The following is a 26334-nucleotide window of genomic DNA, read 5'->3' as shown; positions in this document are numbered from 1 at the left end:
TATCTCATCTCGTCACTGTTCTCTATTCTCCCTTATTTACCGACAAGTCTATTACGTTTAGCATTTTCAAAGCTTACGTATTAGCAGCAGATTTGGTAACGGATGCTAGATCAAATCCTGCTAAATTAATAGCTCAAAACGTCTAGCTCATTGTTCCTCGTGTCACACCCAGTTGATTCTGCAAATTCAATTCTCGCCACAGCTGCGCTCCGGTAATTTCGCCCCGCATCAATTGACGATAGCGATCGATCGTCTGTATTACCTCACGTGGAGACTCGTTGACAAACTCAAGGCGGAAGTACTTTACTCCCAGTTGAACTAAATGCTGCATGTATTCTGCCCCTGTTTGGGCCTTGCCGTTAAAAACCGTATTTCGGCAACCCGAATCGGCATGTAAAACATGTTCCGTCCCGGTGCGATCGCGCAAGGTGACGTCATGGTTCTCGCAGGGGCGACCGCAGTTTTTATAGTCTGTTCCATCAGACAAGAAGGCGCAGAACACGCAATGCTCCATGTGAAACATCGGCATATGCTGATGAATCGTGATCTCAAATGTGTGAGGTGATGCACTCGTTAGTAGATCCGTTAACTGCTCCATGTTCAGATCATAGGACGCTGTCAATCGCTCTAGCGCAAACGTTTGCTTCAAATAATCTGCCGTTAAGCGATTCGCCACATTGAATGAAAAGTCTCCAATACAGCGATCGTCTCTAAAGAAATTTAGCTGATCATAATTTCGGATCAAATAGCCATCTGCATCAGATTGACGCACTTGCTGCAAAATCCAATTCTCGCCCGGTTTGGTGATTCTAGGTGGCGCAACCCAGATAGATGAGGAAGATTGACGAACCAGTTCAACCGCTTGACGGTAGACACGAGGATCTTCAAATTCGCAATACAGCGTTTCAATTCCTGACTGAAGCGCTGCTTTCAATTGTTGAAAATTACGAACCAAAACGATTAGCTCTGGTGATTGCTCCACGATTGCGGAATCTGAATGCACAACCAAATTCTGAAGTGTTGCTTCTTCGTTAAGCTGCCAACGTTTTGGCTGCGATCGCAGGAGGTCCAATCGCTCAACCATCTCCCGTCGCACCCGATTTAGCTCACTAATCGGTAGCATCACGTCATCCGCAAGCTGATTCGTCAACCTATCTAACCGAAACGGAGTATTACCCAATCGCCCGAACTGGTCTTGCAATCGATCGGTTGTGAGTGGCTGAGTGTGAGCCTGGGTGAGGAGAATGGACGATTCAACTTGAGCAATATGCCCCTGTTCGTCACGCGCGATCGCAACCAATGGCTGCCCGCTTTCGCCATGAATTTCAACCGAAATTGGGCGTTGAAACTTGGGAGCATCGCCTGCAAAACTTTGGCGCACCTGTCGATCAAGTTCTGGATCACTCGTTTTCCAGACGCGATCGCCGACTTCAATTCGACGCCAGTTTAGATCGCGTTTGCCAAAGGTAAGAATCGAGTCTTGTCCGCGCTGATCGACCGTGTAGACCCGTCCGCCTTCTTCTTTGGCTTCGGGGTGTCCACTATCAAACACAACGCCGTCTCCAGCTTTAAGCGGCGCTTGCAGTCGAATCGTCAGTTGCTCGTTGCGAATAGATTTCACTTCGCCCAAATAAACGCCCCGCTTTTTGCCAAATTGGGCATGAACCAGCGCTTGATTGTTGATGCCTTTAAACCATCCGGTGTGGAGTCCCCGCGAGAATGCCATTTCTAACTTGTAGCGATCGCTCGCAGTGGAACCATCACGTCCCACATCATTCGACGTTGCATTCACGACTCGATCGATCGCCTCCCGGTAAACTCGCGTCACATTCGCCACGTACTCCGGGCTTTTCAGCCGTCCTTCAATCTTGAGACAGGCGACGCCCGACTGGATCAACTCCGGCAATACCGAAAGTCCTGCCAAATCTTGCGGGCTGAGCAAATATCGGCGATTCGCGCCTTGGTCTGGATCGCTCAAATCCACTACTCTGCCGTCTACCACCAAATCGTAGGGCATTCGACAGGCTTGAGCGCATTCTCCTCGATTGGCTGAGCGTCCGCCCAACGATTCACTCGTCAAACATTGTCCAGAATAGGCAACGCAGAGCGCTCCATGCACAAACACCTCTAATGGAAGTGCCATGTCGCGATCCTTCGGAGCTTCGCGTTGCGAGTCGCGGATCTGCTGCTGAATTTTACTAATTTCTTGGATCGAACATTCCCGCGCCAGCACGACTAACTGGCAGCCCAACGACTTTGCAAACTCCACTCCAGCGGCGCTTGTAATGGTCATTTGAGTCGAGGCATGAATCGGAAAATCAGGGGATAAATGTCGAATTAAGCGACAAATGCCAATATCTTGCACAATCACCGCGTCAACGCCAGCCGCAATGATTGTCCGAAGATAGTGTTCTGCTTCTGTGAGTTCTTTGGGAAACACTAACGTATTCAGCGTAACGTAACCTTTCACGCCGCGACGATGCAAGAACGCCATCAGTTCGGGCAAATCCGCTTCGGTAAAGTTTTGTGCTCGCATTCGAGCATTGAAGCGCTCTAACCCAAAATAAATCGCATCTGCACCATTTTCGACAGCGGCTTTGGCGCAGTCCCAATGCCCTGCGGGAGCCAGCAACTCGGGTCGAGTGGTCACGGTAGCATTCATGAAATCAGTTAACAGAAGGGCACTAGCGATCGTAGCAATTTAACTCACAACTTAGAGAACTGGAGACAACAATCGGGCAACTCTGGCGATAAATCGGAGCCACAATGGTTCTTTTTCCTCTGAAGTCTCAACAGGGAGACACTCTTTGAGATCGGCTAGGAGCATCTGTTCAACGTCTTGGATAAACGATTGTGACGTGACAAACACCGATGCTTCAAAGTTTAGAAAAAATGATCGATTGTCTAAATTGACCGTGCCAACTGACGCGATCGTATTATCAATCAACATGACTTTCTGATGCAAAAACCCCGGCTGATAGCGATAAAATTTGACGCCCGCTGTTTGCATTTCTTTGTAATATGAAAACGCGCAGTAGTACACCCAAAAGTGATCCGGACGGCTCGGCAACAAAATTCGCACATCGACTCCGCGAATCGCCGCTAACTTTAGGGCAGTGAGAAACGAATCATCGGGCACAAAGTAAGGACTTGCTAACCATAGCCGCTCCGTCGCTTGATTGACAGCATTGACGAAAAACAAGATGCAATTGGGTAGGCGATCCGCAGGCCCGGTCGGCAGGACAAATGCCGTTTGATCGACTTCTAGACTGGGCTTAACATCCCAATTGGCATCCAGAACTTCTCGGGTTGCCCAATACCAATCGCCCAAAAAGCAGCCCTGCAAACACTGCACGGCTGCACCCCGAACTCTCAAATGTGTATCTCGCCACGGGCTGAGCGGCGACTTATAGCCCATGTATTCATCCGCAATGTTGAAACCACCCACAAACGCGATCGCGCCATCGACAATCAAAATTTTGCGATGATTGCGAAAGTTGACCTGCCAGCGATTCCACTTTCCTTTCGTACTTTTAAATACGCTCGTCTGAACGCCACTGCGCGCTAGCGATCGCCGATACATTCGCGACAACCTACGAGTACCAATGCCATCGTATAACAGATGAACTTTTACACCTTGTTGCGCTTTCTCAATCAACGCGCGACGAAACGCATTCCCGACTTGATCATCACTCAGAATGTAGGTTTGTAGCAATATATAATCTGTTGCCGCTTCGATTGCTGTCAGCATTGCTGTAAATGTTTCTTCACCATCGATCAGCAACTCAACGTGATTACCAGAGGTAAAGGGAATGGCAGCGAGGCGATCGGCGAGTTCTTCTAAAGGCGCAAGCCGTTCTGGTAACGAAGTGATTTGACTTCGCAGTTCTTGGTATGCCTGACGCACTAAGTCTTGATGTTCACCAAACGCACCCCGCAATGCTTCTGCATACCCTTGAAACTGATTTCTACCAAACACCCAGTAGAGAGGAATCGTAACCCAGGGAAAGGTGACGAGTGAAATACTCCAGGCAACTGCACCCCGCGACGATCGCACATTCATCACCGCATGGGCAGCACTCGCAACGCCCCCCACCTGCACCAACAAAACTAGGATGCTTAGCACAGATACTTGGTTCACATCTAGCCCGAAAACTCAACAATCATAGGTTTATGATCCGATGAAACAACGTGATTGAGAACTTTTGCCCCAACACAGCTTTGATCCAATCCTCGATAAAAGATGTGGTCGAGTGGTGGCGACAGCAAAAATCGCTTGATGTTTTGGGCATCCTCTGGAGGAAATTTAGCACGAGTTAGCCTTAGTCTACGCGCCATCGATTCCAGCATGATCCATCGCCATCGATTCCAGGTGTTAAAGTCTCCAGAAAAAATCACTGCGCCCGTGTGAGGCGCGATCGCACGTTCTAACTCGTACAACTGTGCCTTAAATTTGGTCAACTCGACAAAGTTAATCAAATGAGAATTAATGGTAAGCAACGTTCTACCAGTGTTAGGTAGCGGATATTCAACCACAAGCGATACTTTTGGCGTTTGAGTCACAGGTTCGTAATGCTCGGTGACGACTGCCTTTCGAGTCAGAGAAGAGGCTCTCGCCGCCGTTAACACCCCTGCATAACTGTTGTGATAAGTATCAATAAAGTTGGGCGCAAAGCTCCATCCCATCTCGGTCAATTCACTCAAATGCTTGGCTTGAGTGCACATCCGTACTTCTTGCAGAAAAACTAGATTGGGCGTGTAGCGTTCTAGGATTTTAGCGAAGTCATCTAGCCAAGCGCGATCGCCATTATTCTTAGCGATGTTCCAATTGAGAATCCGAATCGACTTGCCACAAAGGGGCAATGGATTGTGATGGACGCGATGAATGATCATTTCATCTGTCCGAATGAATCGGTGGGATGGAAGGAAGGTCCTTAACATGGGTGCGGCTTTGTCAAACTCCGAGCGATCGCGCGATCGCATCAATCCTTGTACTAGCCTTTCGATAGTAGCGGATCTTTCTTTACAGATTGTGATCTTTCTTAGGACGATCCCAATCTGGTTTAGGATGACCATCCTTTTACCCAAAAAACACCACTATTTTTCAATTAAAGTCACGTTCAATTAAAGTCACGATTGCACTCACCAGCATTCGGGCGTCAAACGGTTTGGAGAGGTAGAGCTGAAATCCGGCAAACTCTGGGTCTTCTTGCACCGTTTCTAGATCTTCTCCTGTTAGCGCGATCGCAGGCGTTTGTCGTTGCCGCATCGAATCTTGATGCCGCAAATACTGAAGCACGACGGCACCCGTTCCGTCAGGCAGACGAATATTACTGAGTAAAATATCGGGTTGAAACTTACCCTCTAACAATTGGATTCCTTCTTTGACTGAGCCAGCAGCAACTACGGCGGCTCCCTGATACTCTAGTAAAAGCGTTAGCGCTGTCCGGGTGACGGCTTCATCCTCAACCACGAGGACTCGAAAAGGGGTTAGTTCTAGGGGCGGGCTGGACAAGACTGATGCAGTGAACCACGCTAAACAATTTAATCTTCAATTGTAATAAAATAGCATTTCTTCAGGTCGTTTGCATCCAATATCGACCTGAAGCCCCTTTTCAGGTAGACCAGCCAATTTTCTATGAGCAAAAAGCTCTAGTCTAAGATGGGTAAGAATTGACAGGTTTAGATCAAGGCTATGGCAAGCGTTCGACTAGACAGCATCTCACGACGGTTCAGCAAATTTGCAGCAGTCGATAATATTTCGTTCACCGTGCCAGAAGGACAATTTTGGGTGTTGGTCGGTCCGTCTGGGTGCGGCAAATCGACCATTTTGAGAACGATCGCGGGGCTAGAGACAGCAACCTCTGGAAATCTGTACATCGGCGAAACGCTGGTGAATAATGTACCTGCTCGTCAACGTGATGTCGCTATGGTGTTTCAAAACTACGCGCTATATCCTCACATGACGGTGGCAGAAAATATTGCCTTTGGCTTAAAGATGCGGCAAGCAGATGCCAAAACGATTGGAGAGCGGGTCGAAACCGTCGCACACATTCTTGATATTGCTCATCTGCTCGATCGTAAGCCGAAACAGCTTTCAGGCGGACAACAGCAGCGAGTCGCCTTAGGGCGCGCGATCGCACGTCAACCGCAGGTTTTTCTACTCGATGAACCGCTTTCTAATTTAGATGCTCAATTGCGAGACGATACGCGGGCTGAATTAAAGCAACTGCATCAACGGGTCGGAATTACGACGATCTATGTCACTCACGATCAGGTCGAGGCCATGACGCTGGCAGATCAAATTGTCGTTCTCGATCGCGGGGTGATTCAGCAAATTGGTGAGCCGCAAACGATTTACAATCGTCCCGTCAATCGCATGGTCGCGACGTTTCTAGGGAATCCGCCAATGAATGTTCTGCCCGTCACCTTCACGGGGACAGGGTTTCAGATCGGTGAACAAAGCATTCCACTTCCGCCCAAATGGAAGCCTCAGTATACGCTTGGAGCAAGGTTTGACTTGGGCATTCGACCAGAATATGTGCAGGTGAGCCGCGAGTCGGGACAATTTAGAGCAGAAGTGAGCGTTGTTGAACCGTTGGGACGAGAGGTCTTAGTGCGGGTTGTGCTGCCCAGTGAGAATCGCGGATTTCAACCGATTTTGAATGTGCAGATTCGCCCAGATTTAAACTTGCGATCGCGGGAGCAAATCTTCGTCAGTTTAGACCTAAATCAGATTTTTCTGTTTGATCCTGCCACTGGAACGCGGATCTATCCAATTTTATGATGAATTTTGTGATGATCGGTTTCACGCATACAATGCCCGAATCCACTCCCATTCCTGCTGCAAGCCTTCAGATAACTTGACTTGCGGTTGGTAGCGGAGAATTCTTTGCGCTTTCGACACATCGGCAGATGTGTGGCGGGCATCCCCGATCGCCGTCTCGATATAGTTTCGTTGAATGGGTCGATCTGCGATCGTAGCCATCGTATCAATCACTTCGGTTAGCGCCACGCGGCTTCCCCCACCAATGTTGAAGATTTCTCCGACCGCTTCAGGAACGGTAGCGGCGGCGAGATTAGCTGCGATCGCATCGCTAACATAGGTAAAATCTCGCGTTTGCTGGCCGTCCCCGTAAATGTCGATCGGCTGATTGTCTAGGGCAGCCTTGAAGAATTTGTGAAATCCCATATCGGGACGTTGGCGCGGCCCATACACGGTGAAATAGCGCAACGCACAGACCGGAACCCCAAAATTTTGGTGATACAGTCCGCAGAGTTGTTCTGCCGCTAACTTCGTAATTCCATAAGGCGAAACCGGGCGAGGACAAAGCGTTTCCGACGTTGGCATCGCCTCAGCATTACCATAAATGGACGAACTCGACGCAAATACGAATCGCTGAAGCCGCTTCGATTCTTTCGCCGCTTCTAACAGAATTTGCGTCACATTCACATTCTGCTCGGTATAAGTGCGAAAGCCTGTGCCCCAACTTGATCGCACGCCTGCTTGTGCCGCTTGGTGATAGAGAACGTCCACGTCTGCTAGCAGCGCTGTCCAATCCAAAGTTTGAATATCAGCCTCGATTAATTTGAAGTTAGGATGCTGAGCAACGGGAGCAATATTCTTCCGCTTCAGTGCCGGATCATAATACTCATTAAACTGATCGACGCCGATCACCTGCTCGCCTTGGCTCAAAAGAGCATTAACGAGATGAGACCCAATAAACCCCGCAGCACCAGTCACAACGCTTGTCGGCATACAAATAAGATCAGACTCCAACGATCTGACGATCTTACCTGATTGCGGTTCCTTAGGAGATACGCTTCTCTCGTTCCTAGAAAATCAAGGTTACAAACTACTAGCTCAAACTGCTTTTGAACTGACGAAACTTGTGCTGCAAGTTGTCATTTTTTCGCTTAATAAATGATGCAATTGAGCTTGCGATCGCACCGAAATTAGTACCAGAAACAGATGGGGTGTCTGGCAAAAATGACACGGGTTTCTGAATAGGATCATTGAGATATCGATAGTGCAGAAACAAATCTCGATAAGGAATCTCTACAGCAATTCCTTGACACAAACGATTAAATTTAGATGACGCAACACTCATGTAATGAATGTAAGTTAATCTCCGCCCTTTGTCATACAAAACATGCTCAATCTCATCGAACTTAGACGACCAATGAGAACCAGTTGCCTCGCCGTGAACTGCGAAGTTATAGTAAGAAATTTCGCTCCGCAAAACCATGTAATTTAGAAGCGATTGATCCGGCCCCCAAAGCGCCATTAAATCAGCTTCTCCTGCACAAAGATGATGTAGCAATTGCTCTAGAATTTCAGCAGTAAATACGCCTTTTTTAGAAGCAAACCAGCCCGCACAGAAGATATGAGACTTAAGCTTATTGAGAGTAAAAACCTTGGATAAATCTTCTTCAGATGCGTCAAAAATGTACTTCACATCTGAGCAGTACTGATAATCATTTGTGACCCAACTGTACTGCTCTAACTGTTGAAAAATAAGCTCAACCGATCCCATTGCTAGGGTATCAGCATCAAAATAGATAAATTGATCAAACGGACCGTCGAAACAGCACAATTTGCGGTGCATGGCGAGACGATAAGTTTCGGGCAGGCTGCGATTAGCGCTTCGCGCAACTCCTAAAGAAACGCGCCATTCTTTCTGCGCGCGATCGTGGGCTTTCCACGCTTGTGTGGCAAACGCTTCCCAACGCTCAATCGAGTCTTGATCCTCAAACAACGTGACCTGAGGACGACGAGCAACTTCAGCTTTTACCTGGTCTAACCGATTGTCATAAGGAATGATGCACACAGGCATATCTTGACCAATATTTACCTCAATACTGTTCAGCAACGCCACAAGCTGATGATAAACATAGTCGTTTGCCAGAATGTAAATACCATTCATTACCTTGCACTCACAAAAGAAACTAAACGAGATACTTTACGCCAAAAATTACTGGGTTCATGCAGATAACGGTAGTGCTGCCACACTTCCCAGTAAGGTGCGCTAGGATGCATAGCGATGCCCGCCCAATGAATGTATTGCAGCGGCTGATCTTTGTCGTACAGGACAGAGTTTCGATTCTCAAAGTGCTTAGAACCAGCCCAACTACCAGGTATCTTGTCTGAGGCTTTAACTAAATTTTCTCGTTTAGGGAAACACTTGAGAATGAGATAATTTAGAACAGGTTGATCCGTAACGCCTTGAGTAAAATCGAAATATTCTCGATGCTGAGAGCATTCTCGCAACACATCGTACAGTTGCTCCTCAGTAATTACGCCTTTTTTCGATCCCCAAAAACCACTATTAAACACATCTTGTAGCTGTTCGTCAGTAAAAATATTTTGCTCACGAATGATTGGCGAAAATACGTTTCGCAATCCTTCGCTAGAGAAGTGATAGTCGCTGCAAAAAAAGTCTATTTCAGAAAGCCGATTTAATCGATCTGCAATTTTCTCAAAAACGACAATATCTGTATCAATGTAGAGAAACTCATCTAATACACCAAACCAAACGGCTAACTTTCTCATTTTGTTAGGCAATGCTAGAAAGTCGCGATCGAAGATTTCACCCACGTTACGAGTGAGCCGTTCCAGCAATTCTAAGTCAGGAAAAAGCTGAACGTTGTGTAATTGATTTAGCGTTGTGAGAACCGTTTGATAATCATCGTTAAATGGAATCAGGTAGACCGGAACCTCGCGATCGCAGCGGCGAATACTGTTGAGCAATGCGATCGCATTATCAATGACTTTGTCGTTTGCGACAATATAAATTCCTTTCATTGTTAGTAAGCCAACCTCAATTTTTTCAGAACTCGTTTAACGAAACTGGGAGAAAGTGTTTTTGGTTCAGCAGGCGGCGGGTCAAGAAACACAGGACGCTTCTGAGGCTCATGTAAAAAGCGGTAGTGCAGGAATAAGTTCCGGTAGGGAAACATAACATTCTCGCCCGCACAAACTTGCTCCATCAATTGTGGCTTGACACCGATGTAATGCAGGTAGGTCAACCGAGTCCCGCGATCGTAAAGAATATGGTTTCGTTCTTCAAAATGCTTTGAGGTGACAGAACATCCAGTCGATTTGTCAGACGGCAAATAGGACCCTAAATTACAGCTTTTCAGCCCAGAGCGCATCACCATGTAATTCAGCACAGGTTGCTCTCCGGCTCCTCCATACAAAATCTCTTTATCGCCCGCTTGCAATTGAGCAATCAAGGTTTCGCGTTGGTGCTCTCCAAACAGTCCCCGCTTGGCAGCAAAAAATCCAGAACAAAAGATTTCGCTGCGAATCCGTTCGTCGGAAAAGACGTCATAGAGCTTTGCAGAATTGACGTTATAAATCTTGCTCGGATCGAGAAATTGGTAATCGTAAACGACCCAATCGAATTTATCTAACATGCCAAACACGCGATCGAGGGGACTCATCGCCAGCGTATCCGCATCCATATAGACAAAGTTGTCAAACGGGCCGTCAAACGCGCAGAACCGCCGATGCGCTCCATATAACCGGAGTTTGTGATTTAACCGTTCTGGGGCAATGCGTTGCATAAACGTGTCCCAACGCCGGATCGAGTCTTGATCGTCGTAGATCGTAACGTTTGGGCGATTGCGAATTTCTGCCCGAATGCGATCGCACTGATCATCAAAGGGATAAATGCAAATTGGCAGCGTTTGACCCATCACCACCTCAATGCTATTGAGCAAGGCGATGAGTTGGTCATACACACGATCGTTTGCGAGGGTACAAATTCCGTTCATAGTGGTTTGTCGAGAGAGCGTCTTTCAATCGAAGCGAGCAACATATTCGGAGAGCCAATTGACTAGATTCAATTTGTGCAGAATGACTTGACGTGCTTCTGCGATCGCGGCTTTCGCCTCATGCCAAGCATCCCGCGTTGCCGTCACCTCCTGGATATACTTCAATCCTTTTTCATCCAAGCTCGGCAACCGTAGAAAACTTCCTGGAGGCAACAGTTTGTCTGCCGCAGAGCCGCCATAGTAGATCGGCAAACACCACGACAGCAAAGCATCCCAAAGTTTTTCAGTGACGTACCAATCGTTCTCAGCGTAGTTCTCAATTGACAAGTTGTAATAGTACGGAGCCATGCCGTACCACTTGCCGTTCATCCGGCCTCTGTTGTATGACCAAGGTGGGAGATCTCGCCCATAGAGATCGAAATCTACGGCATTGTCTTGCAGCAGTTTCAGAAACGCCAATCGCTTGCGATGATTCTCCGTGCGGCTAATGCCAGAGGTAATCCAGCTACAGGTTTTGACTTTTTCGGGTGGGGGCATATCGTTCAGTTCGCGAAACGAATTGCCCAAATACCAGATGGCAGGCATGTAGTCGGGCACAGGTGCAAAGTCATCGGGGCCTGAAACGTGAGCGCAGTACTGGCTAGCGTTGGCGTAATTGGCTTTGGTAATGTCTACGATTTCAGGAAGCGGCGGTTCTCGAAGTAAGTAAATGGCGCGATCGTGGGGAACTCCGCGAAATCGTTCTCTGATATCAGGTGGCGGCGTAGGTTTACGCAGCATAGACCGCAACGATTTTTTCGGCTGAGACGGACGCGGAAAATCAAACTGATACAACAGTAGAAAATCGGGGTTTTCTGCCGATGCTTCGATTTGAATATTGTTCCACTGTCCAAACGGGTAGGGCGACTGCTGCCATAGCCAATCGGTCGGGCTTGGGTTAAGCCCGACGTAGCTGCTGACCATTCCAATTGTTTTCTTAGTCATAAGATGCGAGATTTCTGATGCGAGATTTCTAGAGGCCGACGGGTTGTTCTTCGTTTGAGAATTGCATGGAATAAAGCTGAGCGTAGAGACCGCCTTTTTTGAGAAGCTCAGTATGAGTTCCGAGTTCGACCACTTGACCTTGATCGAGAACGGCAATTTGATCGGCGTTTTGCACCGTAGACAGACGGTGAGCGATGACGAGCGTGGTGCGATCGCGGCTCAATTCGTCAATCGCTTGCTGCACGAGCCGTTCAGAAACGGTATCAAGTGCGCTGGTGGCTTCATCAAGAATCAGAATATCTGGATCGCGCAGGAGAGCACGCGCGATCGCGAGGCGTTGTCGCTGTCCGCCAGAGAGCATAACGCCGCGATCTCCAATCAGCGTCTCGAATCCTTGCGGCAAATTCACAATGAACTCGTAAGCGTTGGCACGTTTCGCCGCTTCGATGATTTGATCGTCGGTTACAGAGTCACACGCATACGCAATATTGTTGCGAACGGAGTCGTTAAACAAAAACGTATCCTGGCTAACGATGCCCATTGCTCGACGCAACGATTGGGGATCAAAGTCGCGCAAGTCGCGATCGTCGATCAAAATTCGTCCGTCGGTTAGGTCGTAAAATCGAGGCAACAAGTCTGCCATCGTCGATTTGCCCGCCCCGGAAGAACCGACTAATGCGAGAGTGGTTCCTTTTGGTAGCGATAGATTGACGCGATCTAGCACTTGGCGATCATATCCGGGATACGAAAAGGATAGATTTTGGAATTGAATTTCGTTCTCTAGGGCAATAAATGTGTGATTGCCTTTGCTCATAAACGGTTTATTGTCACGTCGCAGAAATTCGTTGACAACGGCAACGCTAGGAGCCATTGTTGCAAACGCACCGCGAGCGCCGTTGAGTTGCCCAACAAAGGGCAACAGGCGAAACAAAATCAGCAAATACGTGAGTAGAACCGTTGAGAGTGATTCGAGTTCGGCGGCAAAGAAAACCCGACCGAGAACCACGATCGCTAGCACTGTTAAGATGCCTGCCATCTCATTAACAGGGCCAATTAGGGCCGCATTTGCCTGGGATTGAAAATCAGCTTGTTCTCGCGCATCAATCAACGTTTCGAGCTTGTGATATTCCTGCCGTTCGTTGCCTGTCGCTTTTACCAATCGGATTCCTGACAGCATTTCCAGCACTGCTACCGAATAATCACGCGACTGATCCGAGAGTTTCTGCCCAAATTGCTTCGCTCGTTTGACAAAATAGTTATTTGCGATCGAAACAAATAGCAATAGTACAGTAGATGCCAGGGTCAGTTGCCAAGAGATCGCGAGTAGTAGTGCTACAAACACCAACACCGTGATCACCGTCGTGATCATCTGAATTGCAATCCGAATCGCGGCAGCCGTTGAGCCGACTTCTCCACCTAAACGATTGATTAAGTCTCCAATTTTTGTTTTAGCGTAGAAGTCTAAATCTACGTCGAGTAAAAGTTTGAGGCCATCTTTGCGAATTTCGTTGACCAGCGATCGCGACAAATGACTCGACGATAGAGTGCTGACATAGCTAGTGATATTTTTGAGCAAAATTGCCAACAGCACAACGCCCATCATGGTGAGCAATCGGGTGTCTCCCGCTTGTCCATCCACACTAGAGAAGGCTCTTTGCAACACTGGAGGAATCCCCTTGAGATTCACATCCTGTCCCAAAAACCCAAGAACGACGGGGACAATCAGCATCGTACTGACACCATTAAACAAGGCTCCCGAAAAGCCCAAAACCACTGTTGCGACAATCCAACGGGGATATCGCAAGGCAAATTGAAGGAGGAGCTTGTTAGGCGACATGGAGTGTTCTAGACAAACGACGATCAGGGCACATCAAGCGACGACAAAGAACTGTTTCTAGTTATCCCGCTTGTCTAGTGCAGGAAACACTTAGACAGGGTGTTTTGAATCAGGATACGCTGATACAGCAGTTTCATCTCATCGGCAACGGCATCAAACGTACGGATAATAGGTTTAAACTCCTTGACGCAAAGTTTCTACCACGTCTGGATCGCGGCTAAATATGCGATCGCGCCCTCCCAGCGTTTTTAGAAAGAGCGCGATCACTAATGACAGCAACCACTAGCGCAGTTGAGACAAGGAATTTTCGACGATCGGAGCCATAGCATTCACGCTGTAGTGAGCTAAACAGCGTTCTCTAGCTTGAAGTCCCCGGTCCTGAGCTAAATCCCAATCTTGAAAAATCTCATTAATTCTTTCTACAATATGCTCTGGTGATCCGGGATTTACAAGAAATCCAGTGTTACCTAGGATCTCCGGGATATCCCCGACTCGGCTGGCAAGAATTGGCTTTGCCATCGCCATTCCTTCGGTGAGTTTGATCGGAAACTGGGCTTGGGCGGTTACGGTGTCCCGTTGGGGAACGACTACGACATGGGCGGCGGCTACAATTTCGGGCATTTGCCAAAAGGGAGCAGGCGGGAGTTTGATCACCCAGCGTCCCCACTTTTCGATCAGGTGGCGATCGTAGTCGTCGTAAGGACTGCCGCCGACAATCACAAGCTTCAAGTCAAGCTGATTTAGACGATCGAGAGCAACCAAAACGTCTTCTAAGCCTTTGTGAGGACGGGACGCGCCCGGAAACATCAGCACCCGGTAATCGGATAATCCGTATTTACGACGGCTCTCCTCTGGATCGTATTTTTGCGGGTCAAACATACCCGTGTCCTTGCCATTGGGTAGATACACGCCGCCAAAGCGATTTTTTAGGAACTGCGTGTCCACCGTGATGGCATCTGCACGAGAAACTAGCTTTTCCATCGATCGGAGATAAAGAGGATGATCGAGCGATCGCAGTGCGCCATCCGATTTCAATACATCCCGCGCAAATTGTTTTAGTCCCGGACGATAGCGCCACTCATCGCCGCCCATCCAACTCATTTCCCAATCGTCAATGTCTAGAATGACAGGACATCGCTTCTGAAGTTTTTTGAGCAACGCGACGCCAAAACTCGCGGGCTTAGGCTTTACAGCATACACCACGTCACCATCGATCTTGGAGAGCAGATGTCTAACCGAGGTAAACAAAGGTGGCTGATTTCCGGGTAAACATACAATCGGCAGATCTGGCGGCGGTTCTGGATAGATTTTTTCGCCAAATAAAAATCCCAAAATTTCGACATCGTGATTGAGCGATCGCAGCACTTGCGCTAAAAGATAAGCGCGATCGACGCCACCTTTAGAAAAGTTGGGAGTCAAAATAGAAACTTTCATAACGAAACTTTCATAACAAAGAGTGCGCCAGAGTCCTGACTAAAAGTACCCTCAATCCTCTATAAGTTCTTCATAAAGCGCTACCATCTCCTCCGCGACTTCACGGATTGTCTTTACAGGTCGGATGCCTTGCTTGAGCGTCGCGACAACTTCTGGATGTTCCGCCAAGTGTTCAATGGTGTTTGCCCAAGCTTGGGGATCTGTCGCTGGAATCAACCAGCCATCTTTGCCGTGACTGACAAGTTCAGCGATGCCGCCCAAATCCGAACCCATGACCGGAGTTCCAACCGCATGAGCTTCTAGCACAACCAAAGGTCCCGTTTCAAGCCACTGTGAAGGAACGGCTAAGAGATCGAACTGAGCGATCGCACCAGGTACGTCGGCACGACTCAACGGATCTCGAATCTGAATTCTGGAATCTTGGGCTGCGATCGCAAGAATTCGTTCGCGGTTTGCCTGTCCGTGCTCATCCGCATGAGTAGCATGGATGATCAGTTCGACAGGCCGCGATCGCGGCACATGCTGAAGCGCTTGAACGAGGATTTGAACGCCCTTTGTTTCTTGCCAACGACCGAGAAAGCCGATCTTAAGCGAGGCGTGAGAGACAGAGCGTGAAAGGTGGGATGTCGGAGAAACGCCGTGGCGACTAAGAAGGAGTTTGGTTTCAGGAACGCCGTTTGCCACAAGGGCATCGTAGAGCCATTGACAGACAACGACGATTCGATCGGTGAGATGGACAATTTCTCGCAGTTGATGCGCGCGATCGCGCACCTGCGCTGGCGTCCTCAGTGTCGTTCCCAATTGGCGGAATCGGACATCGCTAGATTGCCGCAGTCGATCATAACTTGCGGTGACAAGCGATCGCGGCAGTTGACTTAACGGCTCGGCAATCCAAGGCGGAACGCGCTTTGAAACGCCTAAACAGTGACCACATCGAGTCACATTGATCTGCCCATCGCAGGCGGTTTGTCCGGCTTGCATCATTGTGCCGCGTACACAAACTACCTCTGGCATGTGAACGGTCAGGATCGTTTTCATGCCCAATTCACGCGCGAGGCGAAGATGAGGAATGCCGCATCCACCCCGCATTGGATTTCTTTCAGAATCCCGCACCGTATGTTGGTGATAGATCTTGCTTTGACTCGCTTGCAGCCAGCTTCTAAAGTCGGCAAACGACGCATAGCGATACACCTCAATGCCATTGTGGTGATGTGTCTGAGAGCGTGTCTGAGAAACGGTCAATGGGGAGGCTTTCTCAGGTTTAAGCGGCGTACCAATTACGCACTCAACGCCGAACAGCTTTAAATCTTGAGCTAATCCGTCTAGATAGACTTCCACGCCTCCTGACGAGTCTGGAGGATACCAAGCACTGGTTTGAATCAGCTTCATGGGCAAAAAAAAATAGCGTGAAACAGAAACGGAATACGTACGCGTTAAATCAAATCCTGGTTGTCCACTAATTTGATTCGACCACTTTGGATGTCGTCAAAAATGCGGTTAATCTGCCGCCGCTCTTCTTCGGTAATGCGTTGGCTAGCAAGTAACACGGATGCCAAGTGAAGATGTTCTTGACGGTTGAGGTGCCCGACTTGCAAAACCCGCTCAATAATTCGTTTGGTGGGCAAGTTGAATCGATTTTGGGATGCTTTTACCATAGAAGTTATCAGGGCTTCATCACCGAGGGGACTGATCGCGCACAGCAGCAAGTCGCGAATCATAGCGGTATTCATATGGATACCATTAATTATGTTGACCTTCTTACTTTTGCGCCTTTCTAACGCTGCTAGGCAAAGGTACGGTAAGTAAATGGTCAAGAATTTATAAATTCTGACTTGACGCCTTCACGCTACTTAAGTATTGACAGGTTGAAGGTCAGAATAAACACGAAGGCGAAAATTTCAAGTCATGCAAATCTACCGAATGCCAGTCCTTTCTAATAACTACGTTTTTCTGCTGCACAACCCTCAAACGCAGATCGCGGCGGTGGTCGATCCCGCAGAGGCAGAACCTGTGCTGCAAAAGCTAGGTGAATTAGGAGCAACTCTCGTCGCCATTTTTAATACCCACCATCACCGAGATCACGTAGGCGGAAACACGCAGCTACTACGCCAGTTTCCTAATGCGATCGTCTATGGAGGCAGTCACGATCGCGGACGAATTCCGGGACAGCAAGTATTTTTACAGGGGGGTGATCGCGTCTCGTTTGGCGAGCGCCAAGCGGAGGTGTTTTTCGTTCCGGGGCATACTCGCGCCCATATCGCCTACTACTTTCCGCCAACCGGCTCGGAGCCAGGAGAGCTATTTTGCGGAGACACTCTCTTTTCTGCGGGATGCGGCAGGCTGTTTGAGGGTACACCCGAGCAAATGGTGCGATCGCTGAGTCAACTTAGAGCCTTACCCGACACAACCCGAGTTTGGTGTGCCCACGAGTACACCTTGAGCAATTTAAAGTTTGCGATCGCCATCGATCCAGAGAATCAGGATTTGCAAGCTCGCTTTTCTGAGGTTCAAACGCTGCGTCGTCAGAATCAAGCCACGATTCCAACTGTACTTGGAGTTGAAAAACGCACCAACCCGTTTCTGCGCTGGGACACCTCCCCGATCCAACAGGCGACGCATCAACGCGATCCGGTCACAACCTTCGCGGCTTTACGTCAGAAAAAAGACAACTTCTAAAAGCTATATCCGGCGCTAAAGTAGAAGGCTTTATCTTGAGCATTTTCACCGCGATCGCTCAGATCGGAGAATGGCAACGCGTAGTCTAGCCGAACTGTAAATTGCGGAAACGGTTCAAGAATAACGCCTAATCCGGCGCTGGCAAGAAAGGTTTGAGCGGGGAGAACGTTGGGATTGCCAGAACGGTTCCAGATCGAGCCAAAGTCTACAAACGGCGCGAATTGAAGAATCGGTGCGCCGATTTCGTTGCGTTGAATCACAATTCGATCTTCGAGCGAGACCCGAAATCCATTATCGCCAGAGCGGGCATTTTGGCGATAGCCGCGCAAGGTTTGACCCCCACCAATCACAAACTGCTGAGAGGGCAATAGAGTGTTTGGCGTCAGTTGCAGATCGGCTTGAGCGACCAAGAGATGACTTGCACCGAGTCGCTGCACCCGCTGAACTTGTCCAAACCAACTAAAGAACCTCCCGTCGGGAGTCGGGGCTGAATTTTTGGTGGCATTGAGGACATCTAGACCAAAGCTGAACTGCGATCGTAGCGCCCAAGCTCCTTCAAGATCGCGCTTGATATAATCTTGTCCAAATTTGAGAACGCGAGTCCGGCTGTTGCCATTGGCATCAGGACCAATGCCAAACGGAAACGGCGTGTTTTGATACAAAAACGTTTGTCCGTTTTGCGCGGCAAATCCCAACGAAAGCGCAAATTCTTCGCGGGAAGAGCGGACGAGCGGCTGGCGGTAGCTCAGTTCATAGAGATTGGTATTGCTGCGAATGCCAAAGGCGGCAAACTGAGGCTCGACAATTTTGCTGCGACTTGGGGCAACCCGGAGTTGCAGCGTTCCATTCATCGCATTGACCGGAGCTCGGTAGTTAAAATCAAACGCATTGGAGCCACCTTGAGCCGTCCGAAAAAAAGCCGCGCTGAGTTGATCTCCTGACCCAGTTAGGTTGCGGTAGCCCACAATCCCGCCGAATCGCTCGGAGCCGACGCTGGGCGGAGAATAGTTATCCGCTCCAAAAAAGCCGTTTAGACCACGGGCTTCTTGAACCCGGACGGTCAAAATGCTTTGTCCTAAGCCCCTTCCAGGACGCAGACTTGCTTCTACTGCATCAAATAACGGATCGGCTTTGAGCAACCGTAACTGGTCTTCGAGCTTGTCTTTATTGAGGGGCGTCGCGGTTCCGAGGCGTAAGCGATCGCGCACGTAAAACGGTTTGAGCCGCGCTAATCCTTGAAGATCGATGGCTTCAATCGAGCCTTCAATCACTCGGACTTGCACAACGCCATCTACGATCTCTTGATCAGCAACAACCGCTCTGGAGGTAATGTAACCACGACTGAGATAAAGCTGTGTGAGCGCGTCTGCTACGTTTCGCAGGTCTTCAAGAGTGACAGTTCTTCCTTCAACTGGCTGGGTAATTCGCGCAATTTCGTCTGCGCTCAGTATCGTTCCGCCCACGACTTCAATTTTGCGGACTGGAATGTTGACCGACGACGGTTCGGGAGTTGGAGTCGGAGTTGGAGTTGGTGAGAGGGGTGTTTCTGCTGGCAGGGGCTGCGGGTTGGGAATCGGTTGGAGAAAGCGATCGGGGTTTGGATTGGCTCTTGGCAGGGCTGGAGATGGAGCGGTCTGTGCGACGTTGAAAGAAGCCTCTGCGGATTCCTCAGAGTTGCGCTCTGTGCCAATCGCGTTCGGTGCAGTAAGAAGCCCAATTAGACTAGTTAGACACCATAAAACCTGAATATTCATCAATTTACTCATCAATTGATCGCCCCGATGAGAAAAATCTTTCCGTAGATAAATTGCTTTCATGATTATAGACAAACCCTGCGATCGCCATTGCGGTTAGTACGGAGGGGTTTGAGCCGTGGTGTAATGCTGGGTGCCTAGATGATTCCACTCCATACCCGCTCTCTATTTCAACTCAGTCAGCATGAAACTCAGCAGGCACGAAACTTATCACCCCGCAATTTCGTAATCGCAAATTAGCTTTAGGATCAAAGAAACTACTTTTTCTTTCCATGCCCCTGACCGATCATCATAATCCGCTATTGACACTTAACTACGAACCTGCCTTTGAGCGTTTGGGAAACGACTTTTCTGATCCTGTTGCAGCGGCTGAGTTTCCGCAGCACAGCTTGCGCTTTCGCAATAATGATGTTTTGGCCCAGTTAGGACTCGATCCGCAAGCCGTCACCGACCAGCATTTTGTCGAAGCGTTCGGGCAGTTTCAGGATCGGAAGCCTTTTTTGGCGATGCGATATCACGGCTATCAGTTTGGTGAATATAATCCTGCGCTGGGCGATGGCAGAGGCTTTCTATATGGTCAAGTCCGGGACAAGAATGGCGAGCTTTACGACTTTGGAACCAAAGGCTCGGGACGAACGCCCTACTCTAGAGGCGGCGATGGACGGCTGACTCTAAAAGGTGGTGTGCGAGAAGTGCTGGCAGCAGAAATGCTGCATCGACTGAAGGTTCGCACGTCACGATGTCTTAGTTTGATCGAAACCGGAGAAGCCCTCTGGCGAGGAGATGAGCCGTCCCCCACGCGATCGTCGGTGATGATTCGATTTAGTCGATCGCACATTCGGTTTGGTACATTTGAGCGACTCGATCGCTACGATCGTAAAGATCTGATCGCCATTCTGTTAGATCATGTCATTGAGTATTACTATCCGCATTTGCTAAGCGATCGTGATAGATACGCGGCCTTTTACGCTGAACTAGTCCAGAGAACCGCAACCCTCGTCGCGCAGTGGATGGCGGCGGGATTCTGCCATGCTGTTTTAAATACCGATAATATGTCTATTACCGGAGAAAGCTTTGATTACGGGCCTTACGGCTTTATTCCAAGTTACGATCCGCAATTTACAGCCGCTTATTTTGACTATTCTGGGCGCTACAGTTATGCCAATCAGCCCCCCATTTGTCATTGGAATTTGAAAATGCTGCAAGCCCCTTTGAAGCGGATCATTGCTTTAGCGGATTTGGAAACAGGCTTATCAGCATTCGAGACGTATTACGAAGCGGCTTATCGGCAAAGAATGCTTTACCGATTAGGGTTTGATCACCTAGAGGATTCGATGGCGAAAGAACTGGTTAAGCTAACGGTTCAGTTCTTAAAAGAATCTCAAGTTGACTATCAGGATTTCTTTTGGGAGTTGACTCAGCAATTTTCTGACAATTGGCGAGAAGAAGCTAGCAATATCTTCGGTGAAGTTGTCCTGCCTGAAGAATTTCTCAATCTTTTTAATCAGTGGCGAGAAAAATATTATTTAGCCTTAAATCTGATGTCGAGTGATAACCTGATCAAGATGCGCGAGCGCTTACATCAATACAACTCACAAGTTGGATTAGTTCGACCAGAAATTGAGGCAATTTGGGAGCCAATTACACAAGAGAACAATTGGCAACCTTTTTACGATTTACTGGATCGAATTCGCTCATAAGATAGCGCTGAAAGCATGTTAGAACCACCTGTTTTTGTGACCTCAAGGCTAGTTGTGCGGCTGCTATCTCAGCAAGATGTAGCGGCGGTTCTCCACTACTATAAAGAGAATCAAGCCTTCCTTGAACCCTTTGAACCAATCCGACCAAGAAATTTTTACACCAAGGATTTTTGGACGCAGCAAATTGAGAAAAGTTTGATTGAATTTGGTTACGATCGCTCACTGCGGTTGTTTATCTTCACGCGGGCAGAACCTAAGAAGATTATTGGGACTGCCAACTTTACTCAAATGGTTCAAGGAGTCTCCTATTCATGCAGTTTAGGCTATAGCCTGGCTCAGTCAGAACAGGGAAACGGCTACATGGTAGAAGCTCTGCAACCCGGAATTCAATACTTATTTGAAGGATTGAATTTACATCGAATTAATGCAAATTATATGCCTCACAATCGGCGTAGCGGCAGTGTTTTAAAGAAGCTAGGATTTGTAGTAGAAGGCTACGCTAGAGATTACTTATTGATTAATGGCAAGTGGGAAGATCATATTTTAACTAGCCTCATTAATTCTAATTGGGTAGACACGTGATGAGAGAGACTATTGCCGCGATCTCAACTGCAATTGTGCCGGAACAAGGCAGTGTTGGCATTGTTAGACTGTCTGGCGCAGAAGCCGTTGCGATCGCCCAATGTCTCTTTCATTCTCCGGGCAATCAAGCCTGGGAAAGTCATCGCATTCTATACGGGTTTGTTCGTCATCCTCAAACGCAAATTATGGTTGACGAAGCCTTGTTAATGTTGATGCTGGCTCCGCGATCGTATACCCGTGAAGATGTGGTCGAATTTCACTGTCACGGTGGCATTATGGCAGTCCAACAGGTGCTACAGCTTTGTATTGAACAGGGCGCAAAACTAGCTCAACCGGGAGAATTTACGCTGCGAGCTTTTCTAAATGGACGATTAGATTTGTCGCAGGCAGAGAGCATTTCTGATTTAGTTGGAGCGCGATCACAGCAAGCGGCTCAAAGCGCGATCGCAGGCTTGCAAGGCAAACTTGCAGCTCCAATTCGGCAAATCCGAGCCGCTTGCTTGGATATTCTGGCGGAGGTGGAAGCCCGGATCGATTTTGAAGACGATTTGCCCCCGCTTGATGAGCTAGCAATTCGATCGCAACTGGCTCAGGTGTTAGAAAATGTCACGCAAATTTTAGCAACGGCAGATCGGGGCGAATTGTTGCGAACAGGTTTGAAGGTGGCGATCGTTGGTCGTCCGAATGTGGGAAAATCGAGCCTTTTGAATGCTTGGAGCCGCAGCGATCGCGCCATCGTCACTGATCTTCCGGGGACAACTCGTGACGTAGTGGAGTCGCAGCTTGTGGTCGGCGGAATTCCGGTGCAAGTGCTTGATACAGCTGGGATTCGAGAAACAGACGACCAAGTTGAGAAAATTGGCGTCGCGCGATCACGCTCGGCAGCCCAAGGGGCGGACTTGGTGCTGTTAACGATTGATGCCCAAGCAGGTTGGACAGATGCAGATCAAGAAATTTATGATCAAGTGAATGAAGGCCATCGCCCCTTCATTTTGGTCATTAACAAAATTGATCTCATCGATCCTGTTGATATTCCTCACTATCCCGCATCAATCAATCAAACTGTCCAAACTGCCGCCGCCCAAAATCAAGGGATCGATGATCTAGAAAAAGCTATTTTATCGACTGTTCAAACTGGAAAGATTCAAGCGGCTAACCTTGATGTTGCAATTAATCAACGCCAAGCAGCGGCATTGACGAGAGCAAAAACCGCACTTCAACAGGTGCAGCATACGATCGCAGATCAACTCCCTTTAGATTTCTGGACGATCGATCTCAGAATTGCCATTCAGTCTTTGGGCGAAATTCTTGGTGAAGATGTAACCGAATCCGTTCTCAATCGTATCTTCAGTCAATTCTGCATTGGGAAATAGTATTTTTGTACCATCATGCTAAAATTCATTCAGACCTCCAAACCGTAGGGAGAACGAGCGCTATGACAACTACGGACTGGCAATCCACTCAAATTGAATATCCTGAATCAGACGGTAAACCGATGGCAGAGACCGATTTTCAGGGAGTTTACCTGATGTATGCCACCGAAGCATTGGATATTCACTTTCAAAGTCGTCCTGACGTTTATGTGTCTGGAAACATCTGTTTCTATTACGAAGAAGGAAACCCCAAGGCATATCTTGCGCCTGATGTTTTTGTGGTTTTAGGGCTTCCTAAACGCAAACGACGAACTTACAAAGTGTGGGAAGAAGACGGAAAATTCCCGAACTTTGTATTAGAAATTACCTCGAAATCCACAGTCCATGAAGATCAAGGTTCTAAGAAAGGACTGTATGCCTTCTGGGGCGTTCAAGAATATTTTCAGTATGATCCTACGGGAGACTATTTGAAGCCCCAATTGCAGGGACTCAAGTTGATAGATGGAAACTACACGGCTATTCCGTCTCATTCTTTAGATAATGGTGGACTCTCTATTTCCAGCGAAACTTTGGGTCTGGAACTTCATTTAGAAAATCAAGAATTGCGCTTCTATGATCCAATAACGCAAAAGAAGTTACTTAGCCATCAAGAATCTGAATTTGCAAGACAGCAAGCTGAACTTAGAGCAGAACAGGCAAGCCAACGAGCCGATCGCTTAGCGGCAAGATTGCGAGAACTTGGGATTGATCCAGAAGCGCTCTAACCTAACTTGAAGCTTGCACAATCGCTCTAAAATAAAAGATCGTTGTCAGCAGGAGCGATCGCATCATGAAAATTTTGATCATGGGAGGAACTCGATTTATTGGGGTTTATCTCACTCGGTTATTGGTCGAGCAAGGTCATGACGTGACGTTATTTAATCGCGGCAACAAGCCTGCTCCCGTCGAAGGCATTCAGCAGATTCAGGGCGATCGCACCAATCCAACAGACCTGAAAGACAAGCTGGCAGGAACAGAATTTGACGCCATTTTTGACAACAACGGACGAGAGCTAAGCGACACCCAACCTCTAGCCGACATTTTCAACGGTCGCGTTCAGCATTTTGTTTACATGAGTTCGGCAGGCGTTTATCAAAAATCCGATCAAATGCCGCATATCGAAGGTGATCCTGTCGATCCGAAAAGCCGTCACAAAGGCAAAAATGACACAGAACTCTATTTGGCAGAACAGGGATTGCCCTTCACCTCGATTCGCCCCACCTACATCTATGGAGCGCAAAACTACAACGATTTAGAAGCTTGGTTCTTTGATCGAATTGTCCGCGATCGCACTGTCCCGATTCCTGGTCACGGACAGCACTTCACCCAGTTCGGACATGTGAAGGACTTAGCTAATGCCATGACCAAAGTATTAGGCAACTCTAAAGCGATCGGGCAAATCTACAACGTGTCCCACAACCGCGCTGTTACCTTCGATGGACTCGCTCGCGCCTGCGCCCAAGCCGCCGGAAAAGATCCTGCAACGCTCCAACTCGTCCACTACGATCCCAAGGCGTTCGATTTTGGCAAACGTAAAGTCTTCCCCATGAGAACCCAGCACTTTTTCACAGATGTCAGTCACGCGATCGCAGACCTCAACTGGCAACCCGAATTTGATCTCGTCTCTGGCTTAAAAGATTCCTTTCATAACGACTATCTAGCCTCTAATCGTCATCAATCCACCCCCGACTTCTCCCTAGACGATCAAATCCTCTCCACCATCTAGTCATTTCACAGCGGTTTCTCCCTCCGGGACATTCCTCGCGAAAGCAGGCATTGCCCCCTCATTCCGCCTTCCCCCTTGACGCCGTTACCGCTCCTGGATATCTTTGTCTCTCAATGACAGAGGAATTTGACGTGAACGTTCTAATCGCCCTGATTGCAGTTGCAGTCGGTTTATTACTCTTGGTGCTGTTGGGGTTGGATCTGCAGTATCGGCGGCGTCTCGGCAACAAGATGGAGCTTTCCTCGGGAAAGTGGGAGATCGAAGTTTACGAACCTCAGCACTACGTTCTAGTCGGTGAGCTAAAATTTCACAACTTCACCGAACGTTTAGAAGTAATGGTTCCAGAGATTCGGGCGGAGGTGACACTGCTATCGATCGCTGGTTTAGAGGGCATCACGACCACGACTCGCATTGAACCTCGGTTCAAAGGGGCAGAAGTTCGCGCTGATGGCTACTGGGAAAGTCATATCGTCAAAATTGGCAAAGACGATCCGATCGAGGTGATGATCGACATCAAAGGACACGATCTCAGTCAACTCAGAGTGGCTTGGATTCAAATCCACTACATGACCTACGGGCCGGAAGGACGCTATCCCAAAGTGCGTCATGTGATTGTGCCGCTCAAATTTCCGGCTGTCGAAGAATCGAGTCGCTGGCGTCCTGCCTCTAACGCCGATGTTTTACCAATTCGGACTCATCTGCTGACACATTTGGATGATCCCGCTGCGATCGTCAAGCGCTACGTTCTACCGCACGCCCAAACCGGCGACATCGTGACGCTCGGAGAATCGCCTGTAGCCATTATGCAAGGGCGGTTCCGGCATCCCAGCAGCATTCAACCAGGTTGGCTAGCGAAACGGCTGTGCTACCTGTTTCTACCGACTTCTAGCCTCGCCACCGCGTGCGGACTGCAAACCTTGATCGATCTAGTTGGGCCTGTGCGGGTCTTCTTTGCGTTCTTGGTTGGGTCGTTGGCAAAACTGATCGGCAAGAAAGGAGTCTTCTATCAATTGGCAGGCGAACAGGCGCGATTGATCGACGATGTGACCGGAACAATTCCTCCTTACGACAAATTTATTGTATTGGGACCTCATAATCCCCGCGAAATCTGCGATCGCATTCAGCAGGAAACCGGACTTTCCGCCGCAATTGTCGATGTCAATGACTTGAAAGCAGTTAAGATATTGGCATCGACTGCTGATTTATCTCATGACTTGCTCAAGCAAGCCTTAATCAGCAATCCTGCCGGAAACGCGAATGAGCAAACGCCCGTTGTATTGATTCGCCCTACCGAATCAACTCAGAGGGTGCAAAGCAAGTTTCCAATTGGATGACCGCCGCTCCGTCCGCTTCATTTACAACGCAATTTTGAGTGAATCTTTCTTAAGGTTGACCCAAATTGAACCCTAAATTCTTACCTTGGGATTGACCCTCGCCATTGTTCTATGTT

At 48.5% G+C, this 26334-nt stretch carries 22 protein-coding genes; 8 read left to right on the top strand and 14 right to left on the bottom strand.

What is annotated here, in order from left to right:
* Positions 1–142: 142 nt before the first annotated feature.
* The 4 genes from AC5I6P_RS21495 to AC5I6P_RS21480 form a co-directional block, all read right to left on the bottom strand.
* The gene (locus tag AC5I6P_RS21495) at positions 143–2650 is read right to left on the bottom strand and encodes a U32 family peptidase (RefSeq protein WP_495695808.1); all 2508 of its coding nucleotides are present in this window, start codon (positions 2648–2650) and stop codon (positions 143–145) included.
* A 63-nt stretch (positions 2651–2713) separates the two neighbouring features.
* Entirely contained in the window at positions 2714–4141 is a 1428-nt protein-coding gene (cls, locus tag AC5I6P_RS21490; RefSeq protein ID WP_495695807.1) for a cardiolipin synthase, read from the bottom strand.
* Positions 4142–4143: 2 nt separating this feature from the next.
* Positions 4144–5076: an endonuclease/exonuclease/phosphatase family protein gene (locus tag AC5I6P_RS21485; RefSeq protein ID WP_495695806.1), complete on the bottom strand. Its 933-nt coding sequence runs from the start codon at positions 5074–5076 to the stop codon at positions 4144–4146.
* Positions 5077–5104: 28 nt separating this feature from the next.
* Positions 5105–5515: a response regulator gene (locus tag AC5I6P_RS21480; RefSeq protein WP_495695805.1), complete on the bottom strand. Its 411-nt coding sequence runs from the start codon at positions 5513–5515 to the stop codon at positions 5105–5107.
* A 180-nt stretch (positions 5516–5695) separates the two neighbouring features.
* Here AC5I6P_RS21480 and AC5I6P_RS21475 point away from each other — a divergent pair, with 180 nt between their 5' ends.
* On the top strand, positions 5696–6787 hold the full coding sequence (locus AC5I6P_RS21475; protein WP_495695804.1) for an ABC transporter ATP-binding protein: 1092 nt from the start codon (positions 5696–5698) through the stop codon (positions 6785–6787).
* A gap of 21 nt (positions 6788–6808) precedes the next feature.
* Here AC5I6P_RS21475 and AC5I6P_RS21470 read toward each other — a convergent pair whose 3' ends face one another.
* The 9 genes from AC5I6P_RS21470 to AC5I6P_RS21430 form a co-directional block, all read right to left on the bottom strand.
* Positions 6809–7759, bottom strand: a complete 951-nt coding sequence (locus AC5I6P_RS21470) for an NAD-dependent epimerase/dehydratase family protein (protein ID WP_495695803.1) — start codon at positions 7757–7759, stop codon at positions 6809–6811.
* 100 nt (positions 7760–7859) lie between these two features.
* Positions 7860–8927: an Npun_R2821/Npun_R2822 family protein gene (locus AC5I6P_RS21465; RefSeq protein WP_495695802.1), complete on the bottom strand. Its 1068-nt coding sequence runs from the start codon at positions 8925–8927 to the stop codon at positions 7860–7862.
* Positions 8927–9805, bottom strand: a complete 879-nt coding sequence (locus AC5I6P_RS21460) for an Npun_R2821/Npun_R2822 family protein (RefSeq protein WP_495695801.1) — start codon at positions 9803–9805, stop codon at positions 8927–8929. Before AC5I6P_RS21460 ends, AC5I6P_RS21465 begins: the two co-directional genes overlap by 1 nt.
* Before the next feature lie 2 nt (positions 9806–9807).
* Positions 9808–10779, bottom strand: coding sequence for an Npun_R2821/Npun_R2822 family protein (locus tag AC5I6P_RS21455; protein WP_495695800.1), 972 nt, complete (start codon positions 10777–10779; stop codon positions 9808–9810).
* A 24-nt stretch (positions 10780–10803) separates the two neighbouring features.
* A complete protein-coding gene (locus AC5I6P_RS21450; RefSeq protein ID WP_495695799.1) occupies positions 10804–11763 on the bottom strand; it encodes a glycosyltransferase family 10 domain-containing protein in 960 nt (319 codons plus the stop codon).
* Between the two features lie 28 nt (positions 11764–11791).
* Positions 11792–13600, bottom strand: a complete 1809-nt coding sequence (locus tag AC5I6P_RS21445) for an ABC transporter ATP-binding protein (RefSeq protein WP_495695798.1) — start codon at positions 13598–13600, stop codon at positions 11792–11794.
* A gap of 282 nt (positions 13601–13882) precedes the next feature.
* Positions 13883–15034, bottom strand: a complete 1152-nt coding sequence (locus tag AC5I6P_RS21440; protein WP_495695797.1) for a glycosyltransferase family 4 protein — start codon at positions 15032–15034, stop codon at positions 13883–13885.
* A gap of 51 nt (positions 15035–15085) precedes the next feature.
* A complete protein-coding gene (locus AC5I6P_RS21435) occupies positions 15086–16423 on the bottom strand; it encodes a glycosyltransferase (RefSeq protein ID WP_495695796.1) in 1338 nt (445 codons plus the stop codon).
* A 44-nt stretch (positions 16424–16467) separates the two neighbouring features.
* On the bottom strand, positions 16468–16764 hold the full coding sequence (locus AC5I6P_RS21430) for a hypothetical protein (RefSeq protein ID WP_495695795.1): 297 nt from the start codon (positions 16762–16764) through the stop codon (positions 16468–16470).
* 175 nt (positions 16765–16939) lie between these two features.
* On the opposite strand from AC5I6P_RS21430, the gene gloB reads away from it, so the two are divergent.
* Complete coding sequence (gene gloB / locus AC5I6P_RS21425) at positions 16940–17710, top strand: hydroxyacylglutathione hydrolase (RefSeq protein WP_495695794.1); 771 nt, start codon at positions 16940–16942, stop codon at positions 17708–17710.
* Here the strand turns inward: gloB and AC5I6P_RS21420 are convergent.
* Positions 17707–19527 (bottom strand): ShlB/FhaC/HecB family hemolysin secretion/activation protein, encoded by a 1821-nt coding sequence (locus AC5I6P_RS21420; RefSeq protein ID WP_495695793.1) that lies wholly within the window; start codon positions 19525–19527, stop codon positions 17707–17709. The genes gloB and AC5I6P_RS21420 overlap by 4 nt on opposite strands.
* Positions 19528–19736: 209 nt before the next feature.
* Here AC5I6P_RS21420 and AC5I6P_RS21415 point away from each other — a divergent pair, with 209 nt between their 5' ends.
* From AC5I6P_RS21415 to AC5I6P_RS21390, 6 genes are all read left to right on the top strand, one after another.
* Positions 19737–21164: a protein adenylyltransferase SelO gene (locus AC5I6P_RS21415; RefSeq protein ID WP_495695792.1), complete on the top strand. Its 1428-nt coding sequence runs from the start codon at positions 19737–19739 to the stop codon at positions 21162–21164.
* Between the two features lie 15 nt (positions 21165–21179).
* The gene (rimJ, locus tag AC5I6P_RS21410; RefSeq protein ID WP_495695791.1) at positions 21180–21746 is read left to right on the top strand and encodes a ribosomal protein S5-alanine N-acetyltransferase; all 567 of its coding nucleotides are present in this window, start codon (positions 21180–21182) and stop codon (positions 21744–21746) included.
* Entirely contained in the window at positions 21746–23119 is a 1374-nt protein-coding gene (gene mnmE, locus AC5I6P_RS21405; RefSeq protein ID WP_495695790.1) for a tRNA uridine-5-carboxymethylaminomethyl(34) synthesis GTPase MnmE, read from the top strand. The genes rimJ and mnmE overlap by 1 nt, the downstream gene beginning before the upstream one ends.
* A gap of 62 nt (positions 23120–23181) precedes the next feature.
* A complete protein-coding gene (locus AC5I6P_RS21400) occupies positions 23182–23883 on the top strand; it encodes a Uma2 family endonuclease (protein WP_495695789.1) in 702 nt (233 codons plus the stop codon).
* 65 nt (positions 23884–23948) lie between these two features.
* The gene (locus AC5I6P_RS21395; protein WP_495695788.1) at positions 23949–24884 is read left to right on the top strand and encodes an NAD-dependent epimerase/dehydratase family protein; all 936 of its coding nucleotides are present in this window, start codon (positions 23949–23951) and stop codon (positions 24882–24884) included.
* A gap of 131 nt (positions 24885–25015) precedes the next feature.
* Complete coding sequence (locus AC5I6P_RS21390) at positions 25016–26218, top strand: F420-0:Gamma-glutamyl ligase (RefSeq protein WP_495695787.1); 1203 nt, start codon at positions 25016–25018, stop codon at positions 26216–26218.
* Positions 26219–26334: the final 116 nt, after the last annotated feature.

Source organism: Myxacorys sp. (genome assembly GCF_059501405.1).
This window is presented reverse-complemented; position numbering and strand designations above follow the sequence as displayed.

Coding starts and splice junctions, on each gene's coding strand:
- AC5I6P_RS21485 (WP_495695806.1), bottom strand. CDS start 5,076: ATGGTCATCCTAAACCAGATTGGGATCGTCCTAAGAAAGATCACAATC.
- AC5I6P_RS21475 (WP_495695804.1), top strand. CDS start 5,696: ATGGCAAGCGTTCGACTAGACAGCATCTCACGACGGTTCAGCAAATTT.
- AC5I6P_RS21470 (WP_495695803.1), bottom strand. CDS start 7,759: ATGCCGACAAGCGTTGTGACTGGTGCTGCGGGGTTTATTGGGTCTCAT.
- AC5I6P_RS21465 (WP_495695802.1), bottom strand. CDS start 8,927: ATGAATGGTATTTACATTCTGGCAAACGACTATGTTTATCATCAGCTT.
- AC5I6P_RS21460 (WP_495695801.1), bottom strand. CDS start 9,805: ATGAAAGGAATTTATATTGTCGCAAACGACAAAGTCATTGATAATGCG.
- AC5I6P_RS21455 (WP_495695800.1), bottom strand. CDS start 10,779: ATGAACGGAATTTGTACCCTCGCAAACGATCGTGTGTATGACCAACTC.
- AC5I6P_RS21450 (WP_495695799.1), bottom strand. CDS start 11,763: ATGACTAAGAAAACAATTGGAATGGTCAGCAGCTACGTCGGGCTTAAC.
- AC5I6P_RS21445 (WP_495695798.1), bottom strand. CDS start 13,600: ATGTCGCCTAACAAGCTCCTCCTTCAATTTGCCTTGCGATATCCCCGT.
- AC5I6P_RS21440 (WP_495695797.1), bottom strand. CDS start 15,034: ATGAAAGTTTCTATTTTGACTCCCAACTTTTCTAAAGGTGGCGTCGAT.
- AC5I6P_RS21435 (WP_495695796.1), bottom strand. CDS start 16,423: ATGAAGCTGATTCAAACCAGTGCTTGGTATCCTCCAGACTCGTCAGGA.
- AC5I6P_RS21430 (WP_495695795.1), bottom strand. CDS start 16,764: ATGAATACCGCTATGATTCGCGACTTGCTGCTGTGCGCGATCAGTCCC.
- gloB (WP_495695794.1), top strand. CDS start 16,940: ATGCAAATCTACCGAATGCCAGTCCTTTCTAATAACTACGTTTTTCTG.
- AC5I6P_RS21420 (WP_495695793.1), bottom strand. CDS start 19,527: ATGAAAGCAATTTATCTACGGAAAGATTTTTCTCATCGGGGCGATCAA.
- AC5I6P_RS21415 (WP_495695792.1), top strand. CDS start 19,737: ATGCCCCTGACCGATCATCATAATCCGCTATTGACACTTAACTACGAA.
- rimJ (WP_495695791.1), top strand. CDS start 21,180: ATGTTAGAACCACCTGTTTTTGTGACCTCAAGGCTAGTTGTGCGGCTG.
- mnmE (WP_495695790.1), top strand. CDS start 21,746: ATGAGAGAGACTATTGCCGCGATCTCAACTGCAATTGTGCCGGAACAA.
- AC5I6P_RS21400 (WP_495695789.1), top strand. CDS start 23,182: ATGACAACTACGGACTGGCAATCCACTCAAATTGAATATCCTGAATCA.
- AC5I6P_RS21395 (WP_495695788.1), top strand. CDS start 23,949: ATGAAAATTTTGATCATGGGAGGAACTCGATTTATTGGGGTTTATCTC.